The following is an 18641-nucleotide window of genomic DNA, read 5'->3' on the forward strand; positions in this document are numbered from 1 at the left end:
AAGTGCCTACGTCATGGCGGATACCTGACGGCGTCAATCCGTCACGACCTTCAGGGGGCCGTCATGACCAATCAGCAGACCGTGATCAGCGTGGCCGGCAGCACACGTCCGGGCAACGCGCTGGCTGTCGCCGAGCGTTCCTTCCAGCTTCTGATCACCGGGCCAAACCCTCTTGCGATCGATGGCCGGTCGGTCGGGCACGGGCTGCCCGCCCGCTCCGTGGACCTGGGGGAACTGCGAACGCTGTTGCTGGGACCGGCCGCGGACGACGATCTCAAGGACGGGGCGTGGGCGGACCTCGTGCGACGGGCTCGGGTGGGCGATCCGGCGTGGGTGCTGGGATGCGTCGGCGTCGCGATGCCCGGACTGAAGAACACCGCGGCGCGAGTCCTCCGTTCGAGCCCGGCGCGGTTTGCCGACGACATCGTGTCCGAGCTGCTCATAGAGTTCGTCGCGCAGCTCGCGCAGATCGATATCGGTCGTCCTCGCATCCCTGCTCGACTGATGCTGTGGGCCCGCAAGGGGGCGCTGCGTGCTCGGGGGCGAGAAGCCTTTCTCGTCCCCTGCGACCCCTGGGAACTACCCGATCGCGCCGACGCCTCGGGCGCCGACCCGGTCACCCTGCTCTTGGACGCCGCACGTAAGAAGATCATCACTCCGGCCGCCGCCGAATTGATCATCTCAACCCGTCTGGACGGGATGTCCGTGCAAGCCATCGCCCGAGACCGGCGAGTCCCAGCCAGCAAGCTCTACAGGCAGCGAGAGGCGGCTGAGACACGCCTCGTCGCCGCAATTCGAGACGGTGACCTCTCCTCGATGCACAGCGATCTCTCTTGTGAAGGGTAAGACCAAAGAGGCCATCCAGTCGGGTATCGAATACGACGCGACAAACGACCGCAAATTTCCCTTAGGGGGTATACGACAAGAGGTCACAGGCTTCTGGCTGCGCCTGTACAGGGGATTTACCTACTCAACGACTAGAGGTGAAGTGAATCGCCTCCTTTGCATCTACCATCGCACAGCATCGCAAGGCGAAGCCGCTTCACGCAGAGAAGCGAAGCGGGATCCACCCTGTTGGTGATCAAGATCTCTGGAGGCGAACTTGAGTCGGATCGGTCGGCGGTCGACGGCAGGCATCGGCCTGTGCTTCTTCGGCGTCTCAGCTGCCACGCTTTCACTGGCGGGCTGCAATGACGACAGGGCATCCGTGTCGCTTCCGACGCCGACCGGTTCGAGCCCGAGTCCCTCCTTGATCGCTTCCAGTAGCGAGGAGGTGAGGGTCGCGTACACGGACTTCATCAGCGCACTGGATCATGCCGACTCCATGCCCCAGGACAGTCGTAGGCAACAGTTGTCCGCGTACATGATCGACCCTCAACTCTCACGAGTCGTCAGTCACAGCATTAAGAACCAGTCAAAGGGTCTGGTCTCTTACGGAACCAGTATCGTCCACACCAAAAAGATAGAGGTAAGTGGCGATACTGCGACGGTGCACGACTGCCAGGATTCGAGCGGGGCCGGATTGATGAATGCGAGAACGCATCAGAAATACAATCGCGGCGTCGAGAAGGAGAGCATAAGAACCTCTCTGAAGAGAGGACCGGACGGGCAATGGCGAGTGAGCAAGATGAACATCCTTGGCGAAGGCTGCTGAAGAGGTGAACGTTGTCTCCGCTGCCGCACTGTTCAGCGGCACGATCCTCACCCAGACAGCGGCCGCCACGCCGCCGCACGACCCCATCCCGCCTTCTCTCAACAAGGAAGGTTATGGATTCGGTGCCGAAGAGAAGGGCAATCCCAGTGCTCTTCATCCGGGTCCTCATGATGAGCCGCTTCCATCTGATGATTCGGGGCAGTTGGCGCCTCACGAGTGCGAGACGGTGCCGGGGGACGCCCAGGTCTGCAAGCTCTCTGAACCCGCTGGAGAAGCACCGAAGATTTCTCCAGCCGAGCTGGCTGCGACGGAGTGGAAGAAATTGCCGATTCCCTCACCCGTGGTGCGAACGGCTCCGCCTCGACGGGCTGACGGTCTGGTCGGCTTGCCCGAGTGGTTTTGGGTGACGAACTGGCGGCCTCGGACCGGTCGTGCTGTGGCCGGTGGGGTCTGGGTTCAGGTGACTGCAAGCCCGCAGAGTATGACGATCGATCCGGGCAGCGGAGAACCGGTATCTCGTTGCGCAGGCCCCGGTGCCGCCTACGACTCATCGCGGGCAGCGGCTTCCCAGCGGACCGATTGTTCCTACACCTTTACGCGGTCGTCGCTGCATCAGCCTGACCACGCCTATCGGGTGCGGGTGATGGTGACGTGGGGCGGGGCCTGGGTGGGGTCCGACGGTTCCGGTGGTGCGTTGCCGCCGCTGGGCAGGTCGACGACCTTCCCGGTGCGAGTCGCCGAGGCGCAAGGACTCTACACGCGAGGAGCGACATGACCCCGACCGGCAAGACGCTGCCAAGGCCGTTCGCCTCAAAGGCTGCGAGCGGGGCCGGTGCCCCTTCGCCGAGGAGGCTGGCGCGGCAGCGGCGGCCTGGATGGATCGCCGCCGGAGGAATGCTGATAGCGCTCGCGGTCTCGGTGAACGTGTACCTGTTCCGCTCCGCCGGCGAGCGGGTTCTGGTGGTGAAGCTGGCGCGCGATGTGGCGGTGGGCCAGCAGATCTCGCGGACCGATCTCGGCGTGACCCGGGTGGCGGTGGACTCGACAGTTCCGATGCTCCCGGAACGCCAGTTGAAAGAGGTCGTCGGGCAGCGGGCCGCGGTGGGGCTGCGGAAGGGCATGTTGCTCGCGGCCACCCAGTTGTCGGCACGGGTCAGCCCGCAGCCAGGGCAGGCGCTGGTGACGGTGCCGCTCAAGCCGAGCGCGCTGCCACCGGGCTTGGCGGCGGGCTGGCACGTACGAGTCGTGTTCAGCCCCGGGTCACAAACCCAGGCCACCGGCGGCGGTCCACGAGCCGGATCACCGGAGGTGGCGCCTCGTGATGTGCCCGCTGTCGTCGACCAGGTGACCGGACCTGACACGGAAGGAACGATGACGATCTCGCTGCTCATGGCCGATTCAGCCAGCAGTATGGCGGCGCGCCAGGCCGCGGCCGGCTCGGTTGTGCTGGTGGTGACGGAGAGGCGGGGTTGATCGTGGGTCTGTACTGCGTGACATCGCCGGGTGGGGCACCGGGAGCGTCGACGACCGCCCTGGGCATGGCGTTGTCCTGGCCGGGGCGGGTGTTGCTGGCCGAATGCGATCCGATGGGACGGCGTGTGCTTCCCGGGTTCATGACCGACCGGCTGGCCGGCCCACCCGGTCCGGGGGTGCTGGGGTTGGCGATGGCCGTGCAGGCCGACCCGACCGCCCCCGTCTCGGTGCAGGAGTACGTCCTCCCGATGGTCGAAGACGGGAGCGTGGAGCTGCTGCATGGAATCCGCGATCCCCGGCACGCGCCCCAGCTCGCCGCGTTGTGGGGACCGTTGGCGCAGGCGTTGGTGACGCGAGACGGTGACGTCGTCGCTGACCTTGGACGCATCGGCGGAGTCGAGACCCCGCTCGGCCTTCTGAAGGCCGCGGACGCGGTGGTGATGCTTCTCAAACCGACGCTCGCCCAGATCGATGCGGCCGGGCCACGGCTGGAGTCCCTGCGAGACGTGGTTGGGGATCGGGTGACGGTCGCGCTGGGCCTGGTCGCGGACGGCACCTATACCGCGTCGGAAATCGAACGGGTGCTGAAGGCACCGGTGCTCGCCGAGCTGCCGTGTTCGCCCAATGAAGCGCGGGTGCTCTCGGACGGAGCGCCGCCCCGGATGACGTTCCGGACCTCGTTGCTCGTGCGTTCGCTCGATGGTCTGGGCCGGCGTCTACGCAAGGCCGTAGCGGACTCTGGAGCGGCGGGCGTCAACGGGGACGAGGCGTCCTGGGCGGCGGTCTTTGCAGCGGCGGGTGGTCGCCGGTGAACGCCCCAGGCTGGGCCTCGACTGATCCGGTGACCAGGTCATCCTTCGCTGATTCTGCTGCCGGTTCGGACATCTCTGCCGGTGCGGTGGACGTGTGGTCGGCGGTGCGTGAGGTGTCGGCGGAGCTGGTGGACGTGCTCGGTGATGGCGTGGGGCGGGTGCGGGCGCGGCAGTTGATCGACGCCCAAGTGCAGGTGTGGGCGCATGAGCAGATGACGGCTGGACGGCTGGCGCCCTCGGGTGAAGTGCAGCGGCGGGTGGCGCAGGCGGTGCTGGATCGCCGGTTCGGATTGGGGCCGTTGCAGCCGTTCTTGGAACGGTCTGATGTGGAGAACATCGCCGTCAACGGCTGCCGGCAGACCTGGATCACCTACACCGACGGGTCCAAGGAGCCCGGCCCGCCGGTCGCCGAGACCGACGAGGACCTGATCGAGTGGGTTCAACTGCTGGCGCGGCGTGGCAACAGCGGCCGAGAGTTCTCCCACGCGTCCCCGTTGCTGGACGTGGCGTTGGCCGATGGGGTGCGGCTGGCGGTGGTGGGGTGGGTGTCGCGGCACCCTCATCTGGCGATCCGCGTGCACCGTCTGGTCGATGTCACCTTGGGGCAGCTCACCGCCCTGGGCACGTTGACCGGCCCTCTGGAGAGTTGTCTGCGGGCAGCGGTCCGGGCGCGGCGGAACGTGATCGTGTGCGGGGAGGTCAACACCGGCAAGACCACTCTGGTGCGGGCGCTGGCCAACGAGATCCCCGCCACCGAGCGGGTCATCACGTTGGAGAGCGACTTCGAGTTGTTCCTGGACGACCCTAGGTTGGCGCACCGCCATCATGACGTGGTCGCGTTGGAGGCGCGGCAGGCCAACTCCGAGGGCGCCGGGCAGGTGCGGTTGCAGGATCTGGTGCCTGCGTGCCTGCGGTTGAACCCGGACCGGGTGATCGTGGGTGAGGCGCGGCAAGGTGAGCTCGCGCCGATGCTGGAGGTGATGTACAGCGGGGCGCGCGGCTCGATGTGCACGCTGCACGTTCACCGGCCCGAGCACGTGTTCAGCCGCGTCGTTCAGCTCGGTCGCCGCGCCGATCTCGGGCTGAGCTCTGAGGATCTGCATCTGATGTTCGGCCTGGCCGAGCCGCTCATCGTCTATCTCCAGCGCGACCCGTCCAGCAACACGCGGTTCGTGTCGCAGGTGATGGAGGTCGGGCCGCCGGCGGATTCGGCCGAGCCGACGCGCAACCACATCTTCGGCCCCGGCCTCGACGGGCGCGCCACCCCGAGCGGCGGCCACATCAGTGCGGCCTTGCTGGAGGAGTTGGCCGCGCACGGGTTCGACCCCGCGTTGCTGACTCCCGAGGCGGACCTGGTCCCGGTGAGTGAGGGCTGGTCGTGATGGCGGTGCTCGCCGGGTTCGCCGGCCTGTGCGTGTTCGGCGCCGTCGCCGCCGTGGTGATCGGAGTACGGGGCGTTGAGCCCACGGCACGGGAAGGGCGTCCGCCGACGCGATTGCAGGCGTTGGTGCGGTCGCCCGCGTGGCCGGGGCGACGCAATCGGGTGCTGGCCGGGGTCGGTGCCGGGCTGGCGGTGTTGCTGATGTCGGGGTGGCCGGTCGCTGCGGTGGCCGTGGCAGCCGGGGTGTACGCGGTACCGCCGATGTTGTCGGGGCGCGCGCCGCAGAGCCGGATCGCGCGGTTGGAGGCGCTGGCGCAGTGGGCGCGAAGGTTGGCCGAGACGATGGGCGCCAGCCGCGGCCTGGAACAAGCACTCGCCAGAAGCGCCCGCATCGCCCCTGAGGCGATCGCCGGGCCGGTCGGGTTGCTCGCCGAGCGGCTGAACAACCACGCCAACACCGAGAAGGCCCTGCGGGGGTTCGCCGAGGAGTTGGACGATCCGGTCGGGGATCTGATCGCCTCCGCGCTGATCCTCGCCGCCCGCCGCCGCGGTCCCGGCACGCGCGAGGCGTTGAGTCTGCTGTCCAGCGCGGTGGAGCATGAGGTGGTCGTGCGCCGTGATGTGGAGGCCGAACGCGCCGGGCTGCGCACCACGCTGCTGGTGATCGTGGCGTCCGTCGGTGTTCTCAGCGTGTTGTTCGCCTCGTCTCAGACGCTGGCGGCACCGTACGGAACACCTTTGGGGCAGAGCGTGCTGGCGGTGGTGGCCGGGATCTACGCGGCGGGGTTGTGGTGGATGCGGAGGCTGGCCGTCCTGTCCACTGGAACCCGGTTCCTGCACACCACCCGCGTCAGCTCCGCCCAGAAGGGGGCGGGACGGTGACTGCGATCGTCGCCCTGGCCGGGTGCTTCGCCGCTTTGGGACTCATCCTGATCGCGCGCGAGTTGCGGCCCGCGCCGCCGCGTCTGGACGCCGCGTTGGCCCGCATCCGGGCCACCCCGCTACAGTCCGGCCCGCCGCCGGTCGATAGCACGCCCGCGAGTGATCGTCTTGGGCGTTGGCTGGCCGAACGCCTCACGCGTCCGGCCGGAATGCTCGCCGTCCCTCGGGCCGATCTGGCACTGCTGGGGCGTCCGGTCGAGCGGTTCATGCTGGACAAGCTGGCTCTGTTCCTCACCGGGCTTGCCGCCCCCTCCGTCTTCGCCGGCATGGTCGCCTTGGCGGGAGGCTCTCCGCCTTGGGCGCTGCCGATGCTCGCCGGCGTGGTCCTGGCCGGGGTGCTGTCGTTGGTCCCCGATTGGAACGTGCGCTCGCAGGCCCGGCAGCGGCGCCGTGATTTCCGGTACGCGTTCACCTCCTACTTGCAGTTGGTCGTGCTGGAACGCGAGGCCGGTGCCGCGTTGAACGCCGCGCTGGAGGAACCGGCGAAGATCACCGACGGGTGGCCCTTCCAACGCGTCCACCAGGCCCTGACCCGGGCGCGGCACGCACAGCAGCAGCCCTGGCGCGCGCTGGCCGCGCTGGGGGCCGACATCGATGTCCGCGATCTGATCGACCTGGCTCACACGGCCGAGATCGCGGGAGGCGAGGGCGCCAAGATGCACGACGTCCTGGTCGCCAAGATCAGCTCGATGCGGCACGAGGCGTCCGCCGCCGCGCGATCCGAGGCCAACTCCCGCACCACCGCGATGTGGGTTCCCACCTCCCTGCTCATGCTCGGCTTCGTCATCCTGGTCGGCTTCCCGTTCTTCTCCAAGCTCCTGGGATCCGGGTGACCTGCACATCAACCAATGATTCGGGGGGATCATGAACACCTTCAACGCTGCGGCGACGCGGGTCGCGGTCGCCGTGATGAACCATCGCGAACGCATCGCCGAGGCATTGCGTGAGAGCCCGGAGCGGGGCTCGGGGGTGGTGGAGACGATCGTCATCGTGGCGGGCTTCGCCGGGCTGGCCTTCACCGTCTACCTCGCGGTCGCCGGGAAGGTTCACGACTGGATGGCAAAGATCCCCGGAGCCACTGGACCATGACCCGGCCGGAACCCACCAGGCGCCGCCGAGATCAAGGGTCGGCCACCGTCGCCGTCGCCATCGTCTTCCCGGCGGTCGGTCTGCTGTTCCTGACGCTGGTGCAGGCCGTGATGGTGTCGGTCGCGCGCGACGTCGCCCTGTCGGCCGCCGAGGAAGGACTTCGCGCCGCCCGCGCCCGCCAAGGCACGTTCGCCCAAGGCCACGCCGCCGCCGGACGCTTCGCCCGCCGAGAGCCGGTGCTGCAATCACCGACGATCACCGTGACCGGCACCACGACAGTCATGGTGCGGGTGGCGGGGAGCGCGCCGTCAGTCCTGCCGGGCGTGCACATCGGCGTCGCGCGCACCGCCCGCGGCGCCCGCGAACGCTTCACCACCCCGGGGCCGCCGCCATGACACCCCGGACTATTACGCGCCCGGTGAGGCCTTCGGTGCGGATGGCACGCCGCCCTGCTCGGTCACGCCAGCCCAGGGACGCGGGGAACGCGGTGGTCGAGGTCGCCGTCCTCGCGCCGCTGTTCATCACCTTCCTGGCCGCGCTGCTGATCGCGATGCGCATCCAGCATGGCGGCGCGGTCGTGTCCCAGGCCGCCGCCGACGCCGCCCGCCGCGCCTCCATCGTCCGCACCGCCGCCCAAGCCCGCACCGAAGCGACCTCCAGCGCGCTGGCGACCCTGCACGAACGGGGGCTGCACTGCGCGCCCGACGTCAAGCTCGACCTGTCCGGATACGCCCGTCCCACCGGCCAGAACGCGATCGTCACCGCCCAGGTCACCTGCCGGGTCCAGCTCGCCGACATCGCGCTTCCGGGCATGCCCGGCGCCCGCACCGTCACCAAGACCCACCGTTCTCCCATCGATCCCTACCGAGGCCGCTGATCACCGTGAAGCGCACACCAAGACGCCTGCTGGGATGTGACGGCGAGTCGGACCGGGGAAGCCTCAGCGTGTTCGCCGTCATCATCACGCTGGTCGTGGTGGTGTTCTTCGGCGCCGTCGTCGACTTCGAGCAAAAACTCGAAGCCCGCCAGGACGCCGGCACCGCCGCCCAAGAAGCCGCGCGTGCCGGTGCCGGGCAAGTCGACCTCGACCACGCCTACGCCCGAGGCGGGTTCACCGTCGACCGTGCCGCCGCGATCCGCGCCGCCCGCAGCTATCTGCGGGCCGCCGGCTACACCGGCACGGTGACCCCGGCCGGGGCTCAGGCCATCCGAGTGCGTGTCGCCATCACCCGGCCCGCGCTGTTCCTGCCCGTGATCGGGATCTCCACCCTGCACGCCGACGCCGACGCGACCGCGAACCTGAACACCGGAGTGGAAGGACCCCACCAGCCATGAAGCACTCCACGCGGCCCCGTCCAGCCGAGATCCTGCGAGGACTCGGAGCCCTGCTCGTCCTGGGCGCGCTGCTGGCCGGAGTCCCGATCGGGCTGTATGCGGTCGGCGGCTCACCCGTCCCGGACGACCTGCCGGACTGGTCGCAGGTCACCGCGACGCTGATGCGCCCCGACACCGACAACCAGCTGTTCCTCGGCGCCGTACGGCTGATCGGCTGGGCCTCCTGGTGCCTTTTCGTGGCCGCCACCGGTTCCGAAGCGATCGGCTATCTGGCGGGACGTTCTGCACCGTCCCTGCCGCGTCCGGCCCGTCCCATGCAACTGCTGGCCCGTGACCTGGTCGCCATGGTCACCCTCACTTTCAGCACAGCCGCCACCTTCACCGGCCCGACCGCCACCGCCGCAGTCACCACCGCCACGGCCGACGCCCACCCGCACGAGCCACGGCCGAGCATGACCACTGCGCACCACACCGCTCCGTCTCCAGCCGCCCTCCCGACGTCCTCACCCCACCAAGCAGAGCACCCGCGGCAAGGCTGGAGAACTCGCGTAATCGAACGGGGCGACACCCTGTGGAGCATCGCCCGCCGCCGCTACGGCTCCGGCGCGCTCTACCTCAAGATCTTCAACGCCAGCCGCAACATCCACCAGCCCGAGGGAACACCACCGCTCACCCGCCCCGACCAGATCCACCCCGGCCAACGAGTACGCCTACCCCAGATCCACAACCAACACGTCCGCTCCTCACCGACTCCGAGCACGCCGCCCCCAGCTCGCAACCCGGCACCGGAACCCGACCACGGCGACACCACTCGACCTCCCGCCCAACACCGTCCAGCACAGGCCACTCCACGCGGGGGTGAAGCCCCACGACCTCCCGCCGTTGCGCCGGCTCCGCCAGCACACGAGCACGTGCCGCACTCGTCCGCGCCGCCGACACCGCGAGCATCCGAGGAGGACGACGCGCCGTTCGCCGTCACGCTGCCCACCGGCAGCCGCATCGGCCTCGGCCTGGCCGCAGCCCTCAGCATCGCCCTGGCCGCCACCCGCCTGCACCGTCGCCGACGACACCGCCCTGGCCCCGGCACATCAGCAGCCTCGACCACACCCGAACCGGCACCACCAGCACCCGTCGCCCAGGCCCACAAAGCACACCTGGACACCTACGCCAACCGCGACGAACCGATCCCCACTGACGCCAACCTCATCGCCCACGACCAAACCGCCTCGGCGCCCGATCAACTCACCGTCGGCACCCGCGATCGCCACTCGATCGCTCTCCCGCTCCCCGGACTCGACCTTGGCCTGTCCGGCGACGGCGCACCCGCCACCGCCCGCGCCATCGCCACCGAACTCCTGGCCCGAGCACACCGAGACCGCGCCGAACTCATCATCCCCGAGTCCGACGCCAGAGCCCTGTTCCCCAGCCCCGACATCGACCTCATCGAGCTGGCCGCCGCACTGCCCGGCCTCACGCTCACCCCCACCCTCAGCGCAGCCATCACGTATATGGAAACCGAGATCATCCACCGCGCCTGGCTCCTGGAAACCGCCGACCAACCCGACCTTCCCAGCCTGCGCGCCGACGACCCGGCCGAGCCCCTCCCCACGCTCCTCCTCATCACCTCGGCACCCGAACAACCCAACGGCGTACTCCAAACCATCATCCAACTGGGCAGCCGCTACGGCATCGGCGGACTGTTCCTCGGCCCCAGCCCGGCCGGAACCAGCCTCCACATCAACCGGCACGGAGCCGTGACCACCGCCGAAGGGCCCCACAGCGCCACTCTCACCGGCGCGCTCCTGTTCCACCTGACCACCGACGACGCCGCCGCCATGCTCCACACCATCCACACCGCCACCGGCGCACCCGCCCGCGAACCCTCCACCACGCCGCCACCCACCACCGACACCGTCCCCGCGCCCGGACTCGTCCCACCACCTCGTCCGTCCGGCGAAGACCACACATACCCCGTCCAGCTACAACTGCTCGGTCCCGTCCGTCTCCACACCGTCGATGGCCCCATCAACACCGGCCTGCGCCGCGCCGCCCGTGACCTGCTCGCCTACCTCGCCCTGCACCCCCACGGCGCCACCCGCGACCAGATCACCACCGCCCTATGGCCCGACCACACCCCCCACAGCACCACCACCGCCTTCAACACCGCCATCGGCAACATCCGCAAAACCCTGCGCGCCACCACCCAACTACGCGAGCCCATGTTCATCATCCGCACCACAGACCGCTACCACCTCGACCCCCACCTCATCGACGTCGACCTCTGGCACCTCGCCACCACCCTCACCCAAGCCCGCCAAGCCACCACCGACACCCAACGCACCCACGCACTTCAACACCTCACCGACCTCTACGCCGCAGACTTCGCCAGCGACCTCACCCACCACTGGGCCGAGAGCCACCGCGAACACCTACGCCGCACCGTTACTGACACCCTCACCCACCTCGCCCAACACCTCCAACAACACCACCCCGACCAAGCCCTCACCGCCCTCGAACACGCCATCCACCACGACCCCTACGCCGAACCCCTCTACCGCACCCTCATACAACTCCAAACCCGCCTCGGCCACCCCGACGCCGCCCACCGCACCTACCGCCTCCTCACCATCCGCCTCAACGACCTCGACACCGAACCCGACGACCAAACCCACCAACTCCTCCAAGACCTCCAGCGCCCCGGACGCCCCGGACGCCCCGGACGCCCCGGAGAAGATTAAGACGCTGCCTGCCCCCCGGCGCAGGGCGTTCGACCCGGACGGGCTTCCTGAGGCGTCAGCGTGCCGGAGCAGACATTTACCGGCCCAGCGGCCGAGCCGCGCCCACGGTGGAGGCGCTGTCGTACGACGCGTTGTCGGCGCTGCTCGCGAGACCCCCTTCTGACTCGCCCGTCCCCCGATCAGCTGCGGAAGCGACGCGTAACAGGGCAGTCCCGGCTCTGCCCGCCGTTGGTCCCAACACTTGTTGCGCGACAGGTTGGTGTCACGGGGTTCGATGAGTTGTCATTGCCGTCCGACAGGTTATGGAACTGGCCAGACTCCGGGGCATGCTCAAGGGCAAACAACCCAAGCTCTCCGCACCCGCGCAGGGCTCCATCCGCCCGACAAGGTCCCCCGAGCCGGCCTTGCGACCGAGTACGGCGTCGGTCACTCCACCATTCATCGCATCGTCCAGACCACTTCCACGCTGAGCTCGCAGACACCACCTGCACCACCGTCCGGGGCGCTGTTAGTCCCGATCACCCTTTTTGGAGAAGCAGCCATGACCGACGAGAACGCCGTTGCAAGCGCTGCCAAGCTGGCGGTGCTGATCGACGCCGACAACGCCAAGCCCTCGGTCGTGGAAGAACTGCTGGCTGAGGTCGCCAAGTACGGAACCGCACACGTCAAGCGCGCCTACGGCGACTGGACCGGCACGCACCTGAAGGGCTGGAAGGACCGACTGCTCGCCCAGTCCATCCAGCCGATGCAGCAGTTCGCCTACACCATCGGCAAGAACGCCACCGATGCTGCGATGGTCATCGACGCGATGGACCTGCTGTACACGGGACGCTTCGACGGGTTCTGCATCGTCTCCAGCGACAGCGACTTCACCCGCCTGGCGTCCCGTATCCGCGAATCCGGCCTGATCGTGTACGGGTTCGGCGAGCACAAGACCCCCAAGCCGTTCGTCGCGGCCTGCGACAAGTTCATCTACATCGAGAACCTCAAGGGAGCCACTACTCCGGCCACGGCCAAGCCCACCCCCCGGCTTCCCGCGGCCGACCCGCACGACGCCGCCCTGGTCGACCTGCTTCGCCGTGCCGTGGAGGCTGCCTCCGACGACGACGGCTGGGCACGCCTGGCCGACGTCGGCAACATCATCACCAAGCAACGCCCTGACTTCGACGCCCGCACCTACGGCTACACCAAACTCAGCGACCTCATCGCCGCCACTACCGCATTCGAGCTGAAGCGCCGCGCGCCGGCCGACGGAAAACCCGCCGTCCTCTACGCCCGCGACAAAGCCCGAGCGGGAACCGGTACCGACGGTGCCGCTGGTACCGAACAAGGCGACGCCTGAAGCAGGCTCGCGGTGATCCAGCGTCACCCTGTCAGAGGACGGTGCGCGTTGTCAGCCGTGTCCTGGCGAACCGCGCCCCAAGACCACGTCCCCGCCGGCCTCCAAGGCAGAGTCGCCACCTACACCTACACCGCCCAGATCGCCCTCGTTCCAGCGGCGTTCACCCCGGTCGGCCCGATGCTGGCTGCGATGAGCCCCGCCGGTGTGCAGGCCCTATGCGCGGCAGTGATCGCCGCCGCGAGCCTCGCTCTCCTGGTGTTCGGGCCGGTCCGGGGCCTCACCCTCAACCTCCAGGAGCCGGAGAGAGAGATGCAGACCGGCCGCGGTGAGGCGGCGTACGGCTCCGTCGAATGCCGATTCCGTTGGCAGTGCCAGCGTGGACCACGAGGTCGGGGCTCCCGACTGTTGGGCGTGGCCTTCCTCCTCAAGGGTGTGAATCTTGGTGACGGTCTCGCGCTCACCGGATCGAGCAGGGGCATGATGGGACACTATGCCGCCGTCACCATCGTCTTCCGCTCAGGCGGCGCGCGAACGCTTGGGGGGTAAGCTCCGGGACCTGCGCCAGGCCAGGAGCATCTCGGGCCGGGCTTTCGCATCGTCGGCAGGGTGGAAGTCCGCGTCTCAGGTGTCCATGATCGAAAAGGGGCACCGGACGATCTCGGCCGAGCATGTGCGGTTGTGGTGTTCGGTCTGCGGAGCCTCCGAGCGCCGGACCGAGGAATTGCTTGCCGAGCAGGCGGCCGTCGCGGGGATGTGGATCCCGTACGAGCAGCTCAACCGCGGTGGCCTGCTGGCGGCGCAAAGATCGATCCGGCAGCAGTACGAGGAGTTGGTGCTGGCCCGGTCGTACCAGCCGAAGGTGTTTCCCGGCATGGTGCAGACCCGGGCCTACACCCGCGCGGCGCTGACCGGGGTGATCGTTGAGCAGGCGGTGCAGACCACCGACCCGGACGGCGAGGTCGAGTCGGCGGTCGCCGAACGGATGGATCGGCAGCGGCTGCTCAGCCGGCCGGACGCCCGCTGGTTCTTCCTGCTGGAGGAGCCGGTGCTGTGGTACTGGCCGTATTCAGCCGAAGTGCACCGCGATCAGCTGCGGCACCTGCTGGAGGTGCGGCGGCGGCCGAACGTCTTCCTGGGGATCATCCCTGCCAGCGCCGACCGGCGAGGCGTTCACCCGGAGGAGGCGTTCGACATCACTGACGGTCATCTGGTGTCCGTGGAGCTGGTGTCGGGCTATCTGTCGGTGACGCAGCCGTCGGAGGTCGCGCTGTACGTGGCCACGTGGGAGCGGTTGTGGGGGCTGGCGGAGACCGGTGAGGCGGCGACGAGGCGGATCCGCGCCGCGCTCGACCGGCTGAACGGCTGAACGGCTGAACGGTCAGGATGGCGTGTAGTCATCGTGCGGGATGCCGCGCTCCCACAGCATCTCGAACATGCCGACGATGGGCAGGATCTTGCGGGGGTCGGCCACGTACTCCATCCGGCCGGTGTCGGTGCCGTCGCCAGCGGTGAAGTTGTAGGCGATGAGGCGCTGGTCGTACATGAAGAAGTCGGCGACGGGGTGCGGCAGGTCGTAGGCCATGTGGCGGGGCAGCCACCGCAGTTCCTCTCCGGCCTTGAGGTTGCCGTAGCTGATGGCGTGTTCCCAGCGGATGTAGTCGCTGACCGGCTCGGACACGATCCGCAGGCGGCGGAACCGGACTCCGCGGGTGACGGCGTTGCCGACCAGGTCGATCCAGCTGTCCCATTCGTAGGTGGTGTCGCCGTCCTGTTGCCATTTCACGAAGGCGGGGTCGGTCGGCTCATAGGTGTCGCGGGCCTCCAGGTGGACGACGGATCGTTCGGTTCCGTCCAGTAGTTCTTCGAAGGTCGGCTCGCCAGGGCCATCCTGCCCCGGCTCGTAGTCGCCGGTGAGGGCTTTGAGCACGCTCGGTTTGAGGTTCGCCGGAGTCCAGATCGCGACCTCGTCGTCAGCGATCGAGGTGTGCTTGCCCAACTGGGCGAGGGTGGCGGGGTCGGTGACCCGGCGGCCGACCTGAAGGACGTCACCGGTACCGGGGACTACGAGTACGGCCGGGCATTTGTTGGCGGGTGAGTCGTCGTCGATCCCGACGAAGTCGACGTCACCGGAGGGCGGATTGTTGGGCGTTTGGGTTGGTTCAGGCATGAATGGGCTCCCGGCTTAACGTTCGCTTCACCTGGCCCTCTGACCCTGACCGCCGCCCCGGCAGGCGGTCAAGCCTCCCGGAGGGTGCATGGGTGTGAATGTGTGTGAACTTCCTGGCGCTCACGAGAGCTGTCAGCGAATCTCCTTGCGATAGCCGCTCAGCCAACAGCGAGGAGCCGATGGGCTCCGGAAGGGGCGTGGAAGGCCGATGACCATCCGAGAGTCCGTAGAGGCCGCCGAGTTCGACCTGGACATCAGTGTTCTGGAGTCCGGCGACGCGGCCGCCGATCTGATCGTGCTCACCGACGACGGGTGCGGCAGCACGTGCGACAGCCCATGCGCGACCAACGTCGTCTGACCGAGTTCTGACGTTGAACGCCCGGGTTCCGGCCCATGCCGTGGAGGGTTGTCCGCGCGGGCCGGAACCCGAGCGAACGCTTCCCCGAAGGCGAGCCGATGGCAACGAGAAAAAGCGAGCTCCTGTACCGCTGCGCTGATACGGCGATGGTTCGTGCTGCTCCGCACTCGGCGTTGAAGCTGCCGGTGTGGCCGGACCTCACCGGCGACACACCTGAACACGTCGCCGGATGGCGTACGTGGCTGCGGGCGGTCTGGGCGCTGGAGGAGGTTGCCGAGGCCATCGAGCAAGCCAGTCCGGTGCTGGCCCGGGAAGTGGCAGTGGTGTGTTCGACCACGACCACGGACGTTCGGAGGGTGCGGCGCACGGTGCTGTCGGTCGTGCGATACGTGCTGCGGATGACGGGCAGGGCAACGCCCTTCGGCCTGTTCGCCGGAGTCGTCCCGGCGAGCTTCGATGGCCAGCCCGTGGTCAAGTGGGGTGAGAACCATCAGGTCCGCGCAACGGCCGGCGCGAGCTGGATCAGCGAGGTCATCGCACGGCTGGAGGGCTGCCCGGACCTGTTGCGGCGCCTGCCGCTGATGACCAATTCTCTGGTGTTCGTGCGGGGCGGCAGGCTGGTCGTGCCTTACCCACCCGGGCGGCACGCGGGTCGACGCTCTGTGGCAGAAGCATCGCTGCGACACACCTCCGCCGTGCGGATCGCGATGGAGACGGCTCGTGCTCCGGTCCCGTTTGGCGAAGTGGCAGACGCGGTAGCGGCCGCGTTCCCGGCCACATCGCGGTTCAAGGTCGAGGAGCTGATCGCCAGTCTGGTGGATCGAGGTGCTCTCATCAGCAGTCTGCATGCTGCTTCCACCACCCTGGATCCTTTGGATCATGTGGTGGAGCAGTTGGAGAAGGCCGAGGCCGGGGAATTGCAGCAGACCGTGGATCTCGTGGACCAGCTGCGCGAGATCCACGCAGGCCTTGTCGAGCACAACCGGCTGGCGCTCTCTGCGGTTCGCCGGAAAATTCGGACCGCCCTCGGGGAACGTATGGCGCGGCTGGCAAGGGTGTCGGGCTCAGCGGTGGTGGTGGACATGCGGGTCGATTGCTCGCTGATCCTGCCGACCCAGGTCGCCCGGGAGGCCGAAGCGGCTACGTCGACGCTGGCGCGCCTGACTGAGTTCCCGTCAGGTTCACCCGGCTGGCGGAGCTTCCACAACCGTTTCTTCGAGCGCTACGGGCTCGGTTCACTCGTGCCGGTCCGGGAGCTGGTGGATCCCGATATCGGTCTGGGGTTTCCGGCCGGCTACCTGGGCGGGGAGCCAGAACCGCGCGAGCCGGTGACCGTCCGGCAGCTGCGGCTACTTGCTTTGGCCCAGGCAGCGGCCCTGGATGGCCGCCAGGAGATCGTGCTGGATGAGGACCTGATCGGTGAGCTGAAAGCCGGGGACAGGAATCAGATGCTGGCGCCGCCGCACCTTGAGCTACGTTTCCACCTCCAGGCGGCCTCTCTGGAGGCATTGGCTCGCGGGGACTTCCAGCTCACGGTAGTGGGCCCTTCTCGTGGCATCGGTACCACGACCAGCCGGTTCGTCGGCCTACTGAGCCCTGGCGACCAGGTCAGCGCAGCCGCAGTGCTCGATCAGCTTCCGGTAGGCGAGTCCGGCACGAGGGCGGTGCAACTGTCCTTCCCTCCGCTCGACCCTGGCGACGCTCATGTGACGCGGGCGCCGGAGCTCCTGGCGGCCACGATCAGTCTCGCCGAGCACCGTCCGGCAGGGCCCTCGGTGATCGGGGTGGACGATCTCGCGGTGGGCTGCGACCGGCGCCGCCTCTACTTGGTCTCGCTGTCGCGCAAGCAGCGGCTGGAACCGGTCTCGCTCCATGCGCTCGATCTGCAGGCGCACACCCCTCCGCTGGCGCGGTTCCTCGCCGAGATCGCCAGGTCCCAGTCCGCGGTCGTGTCCAACTTCTCCTGGGGACCAGCCGGGCGAATGCCGTTCGTGCCACGACTTCGGATCAGCCGCACGGTTCTTTCCCCGGCTCGCTGGCGCCTGCGCCGCTCGGAACTACCCGACTGCCATGCACCGTGGACACGGTGGCAGGACGGCGTGCATCAATGGCAGGACCGCCGCCGCGTACCGGACGCCGTTGCCCTCACCGAGGGGGACCGGCTGCTGCCGCTGGACCTGTCCGAGACCGCGCACCTGGCGGTGCTGCGTGCGCACCTGAACTCGGCCGGCGTCGCTGTCTTGGCCGAAGCAGCCACCGGGAACGACTGGTTCGGCGGCCACGCCCACGAAATCGTCGCGCCCATGACTGCCGTCGGAGCCCAGAACCGGGCAGCAGCACCGCGAGTCCCGGCCACCCAACCGCTGAGCCCTGATCACGGGCAACTGCCGGGGGCATCCCGGATGATGCTGGTCAAGCTCTACAGCAGTAGCGAACGGCACCCGGAGATCCTCGGCGGCTATCTACCGGACCTGCTCGCGCGGTGGGATGTCCCGCCCCGTTGGTGGTTCCTGCGCTACCGCGACCCGCACGCGCACCTACGGTTGCGAGTCGTACTCGACGATCCCGCCCAGTTCGGAACCGCCGCCAGCCGCGTCAGCTCCTGGGCTGCACTGCTGCGACGCGAAGGACTGCTCAGCGAAGTCCAGTTCGCCACCTCCTACCCCGAGACCGGTCGCTGGGGTTCTGGGGTGGTGATGGAGGCGGCCGAGGAGGTCTTCGCCGCCGACTCTCGTGCACTCGCCGCGCAGTTCGCGCAGGCGGCTGGACCCCACCCGCAGGCCCTGGCCGCAGCAAACTTCGTCTCGATCGCGGCCGCCTTCACCGGCGGCACGCAGTGCGGCATGGACTGGCTGATCCGGAACGGGAAGGTCAACGCTGCCCGGCCCCTGGAGCGGCCGGTACACAATGAGGCGGTCCGCATGGCTGACCCGACAGGCGATTGGGCTGCACTTCGCGCGGTTCCCGGCGCCAACGCCGTCTTGGCCGCCTGGTCCGAGCGCGATCGAGCGCTGGCCCGCTACAGGAACCGGCTACGGGTTGTTGACACAACTCGCTGGCCTCTACCGATGACCTGGCCCGAGAGGGAGTTGCACGGGCTAAGAACTCCGGCCAGCACAGGGATGTGTCTGATTCGGGCGAGGCTGGTGGTCCCGGCGGACACATGCCCGCGATCGAGCAATTCCGTCAGGTCGTAGACCGGGTGCCCAGGGCCAAGGATGCGGTCTTCGAAAGCCCGCGTTGTTCCAGGTCGTCGAGGAACGCGGCGACCACTTGGTCAGCCGCCTGCGGTCGTAACGAAGCCCGAGTCGACGGAGTCGACGGGCTCGGCCCACATCGCCGTCGAGCGG

The 18641-nt window shown here is 68.4% G+C and carries 18 protein-coding genes; 16 read left to right on the top strand and 2 right to left on the bottom strand.

Annotation, left to right across the window (positions count from 1 at the left end; translation table 11 throughout):
- Positions 1-63 precede the first annotated feature (63 nt).
- Positions 64-846, top strand: coding sequence for a hypothetical protein (locus OHA34_RS14055; RefSeq protein WP_329521846.1), 783 nt, complete (start codon positions 64-66; stop codon positions 844-846).
- A gap of 162 nt (positions 847-1008) precedes the next feature.
- Here OHA34_RS14055 and OHA34_RS14060 read toward each other — a convergent pair whose 3' ends face one another.
- Entirely contained in the window at positions 1009-1299 is a 291-nt protein-coding gene (locus tag OHA34_RS14060) for a hypothetical protein (RefSeq protein WP_329521847.1), read from the bottom strand.
- Positions 1300-1637: 338 nt separating this feature from the next.
- Here OHA34_RS14060 and OHA34_RS14065 point away from each other — a divergent pair, with 338 nt between their 5' ends.
- The 13 genes from OHA34_RS14065 to OHA34_RS14125 all read left to right on the top strand — a co-directional run bounded on the left by OHA34_RS14065 (position 1638) and on the right by OHA34_RS14125 (position 14132).
- Positions 1638-2429: a hypothetical protein gene (locus tag OHA34_RS14065; RefSeq protein WP_329521848.1), complete on the top strand. Its 792-nt coding sequence runs from the start codon at positions 1638-1640 to the stop codon at positions 2427-2429.
- A complete protein-coding gene (locus OHA34_RS14070; protein WP_329521849.1) occupies positions 2426-3127 on the top strand; it encodes an SAF domain-containing protein in 702 nt (233 codons plus the stop codon). Before OHA34_RS14065 ends, OHA34_RS14070 begins: the two co-directional genes overlap by 4 nt.
- Positions 3124-3939: a hypothetical protein gene (locus OHA34_RS14075; protein ID WP_329521850.1), complete on the top strand. Its 816-nt coding sequence runs from the start codon at positions 3124-3126 to the stop codon at positions 3937-3939. The genes OHA34_RS14070 and OHA34_RS14075 overlap by 4 nt, the downstream gene beginning before the upstream one ends.
- A gap of 29 nt (positions 3940-3968) precedes the next feature.
- Positions 3969-5321: a CpaF family protein gene (locus tag OHA34_RS14080; protein WP_329521851.1), complete on the top strand. Its 1353-nt coding sequence runs from the start codon at positions 3969-3971 to the stop codon at positions 5319-5321.
- A complete protein-coding gene (locus OHA34_RS14085; protein ID WP_329521852.1) occupies positions 5321-6202 on the top strand; it encodes a type II secretion system F family protein in 882 nt (293 codons plus the stop codon). Before OHA34_RS14080 ends, OHA34_RS14085 begins: the two co-directional genes overlap by 1 nt.
- Positions 6199-7095 carry a hypothetical protein gene (locus OHA34_RS14090; protein WP_329521853.1) on the top strand — a complete coding sequence of 299 codons (897 nt, stop codon included), beginning with the start codon at positions 6199-6201 and terminating at the stop codon, positions 7093-7095. The genes OHA34_RS14085 and OHA34_RS14090 overlap by 4 nt, the downstream gene beginning before the upstream one ends.
- A gap of 31 nt (positions 7096-7126) precedes the next feature.
- Positions 7127-7351, top strand: a complete 225-nt coding sequence (locus OHA34_RS14095) for a hypothetical protein (protein ID WP_329521854.1) — start codon at positions 7127-7129, stop codon at positions 7349-7351.
- The gene (locus OHA34_RS14100) at positions 7348-7746 is read left to right on the top strand and encodes a pilus assembly protein (protein ID WP_329521855.1); all 399 of its coding nucleotides are present in this window, start codon (positions 7348-7350) and stop codon (positions 7744-7746) included. The genes OHA34_RS14095 and OHA34_RS14100 overlap by 4 nt, the downstream gene beginning before the upstream one ends.
- Positions 7747-7838: 92 nt before the next feature.
- Complete coding sequence (locus OHA34_RS14105) at positions 7839-8228, top strand: hypothetical protein (RefSeq protein ID WP_329521856.1); 390 nt, start codon at positions 7839-7841, stop codon at positions 8226-8228.
- A gap of 68 nt (positions 8229-8296) precedes the next feature.
- Complete coding sequence (locus OHA34_RS14110) at positions 8297-8686, top strand: pilus assembly protein TadG-related protein (protein WP_329521857.1); 390 nt, start codon at positions 8297-8299, stop codon at positions 8684-8686.
- Complete coding sequence (locus OHA34_RS14115) at positions 8683-11424, top strand: BTAD domain-containing putative transcriptional regulator (RefSeq protein ID WP_329521858.1); 2742 nt, start codon at positions 8683-8685, stop codon at positions 11422-11424. The genes OHA34_RS14110 and OHA34_RS14115 overlap by 4 nt, the downstream gene beginning before the upstream one ends.
- A gap of 541 nt (positions 11425-11965) precedes the next feature.
- Positions 11966-12766, top strand: a complete 801-nt coding sequence (locus tag OHA34_RS14120) for an NYN domain-containing protein (protein ID WP_329521859.1) — start codon at positions 11966-11968, stop codon at positions 12764-12766.
- Positions 12767-13256: 490 nt separating this feature from the next.
- A complete protein-coding gene (locus OHA34_RS14125) occupies positions 13257-14132 on the top strand; it encodes a helix-turn-helix domain-containing protein (RefSeq protein WP_329521860.1) in 876 nt (291 codons plus the stop codon).
- A 12-nt stretch (positions 14133-14144) separates the two neighbouring features.
- Here the strand turns inward: OHA34_RS14125 and OHA34_RS14130 are convergent, their stop codons facing one another.
- The gene (locus OHA34_RS14130) at positions 14145-14933 is read right to left on the bottom strand and encodes a DUF6879 family protein (RefSeq protein ID WP_329521861.1); all 789 of its coding nucleotides are present in this window, start codon (positions 14931-14933) and stop codon (positions 14145-14147) included.
- 208 nt (positions 14934-15141) lie between these two features.
- On the opposite strand from OHA34_RS14130, the gene OHA34_RS14135 reads away from it, so the two are divergent.
- Both OHA34_RS14135 and OHA34_RS14140 read left to right on the top strand, forming a co-directional pair.
- Complete coding sequence (locus OHA34_RS14135; RefSeq protein WP_329521862.1) at positions 15142-15291, top strand: FxLD family lanthipeptide; 150 nt, start codon at positions 15142-15144, stop codon at positions 15289-15291.
- Between the two features lie 98 nt (positions 15292-15389).
- The gene (locus OHA34_RS14140) at positions 15390-18488 is read left to right on the top strand and encodes a lantibiotic dehydratase (protein WP_329521863.1); all 3099 of its coding nucleotides are present in this window, start codon (positions 15390-15392) and stop codon (positions 18486-18488) included.
- Positions 18489-18641: the final 153 nt, after the last annotated feature.

The sequence above is a fragment of the Spirillospora sp. NBC_01491 genome (genome assembly GCF_036227065.1).
GTDB lineage: Bacteria > Actinomycetota > Actinomycetes > Streptosporangiales > Streptosporangiaceae > Spirillospora > Spirillospora xylanilytica.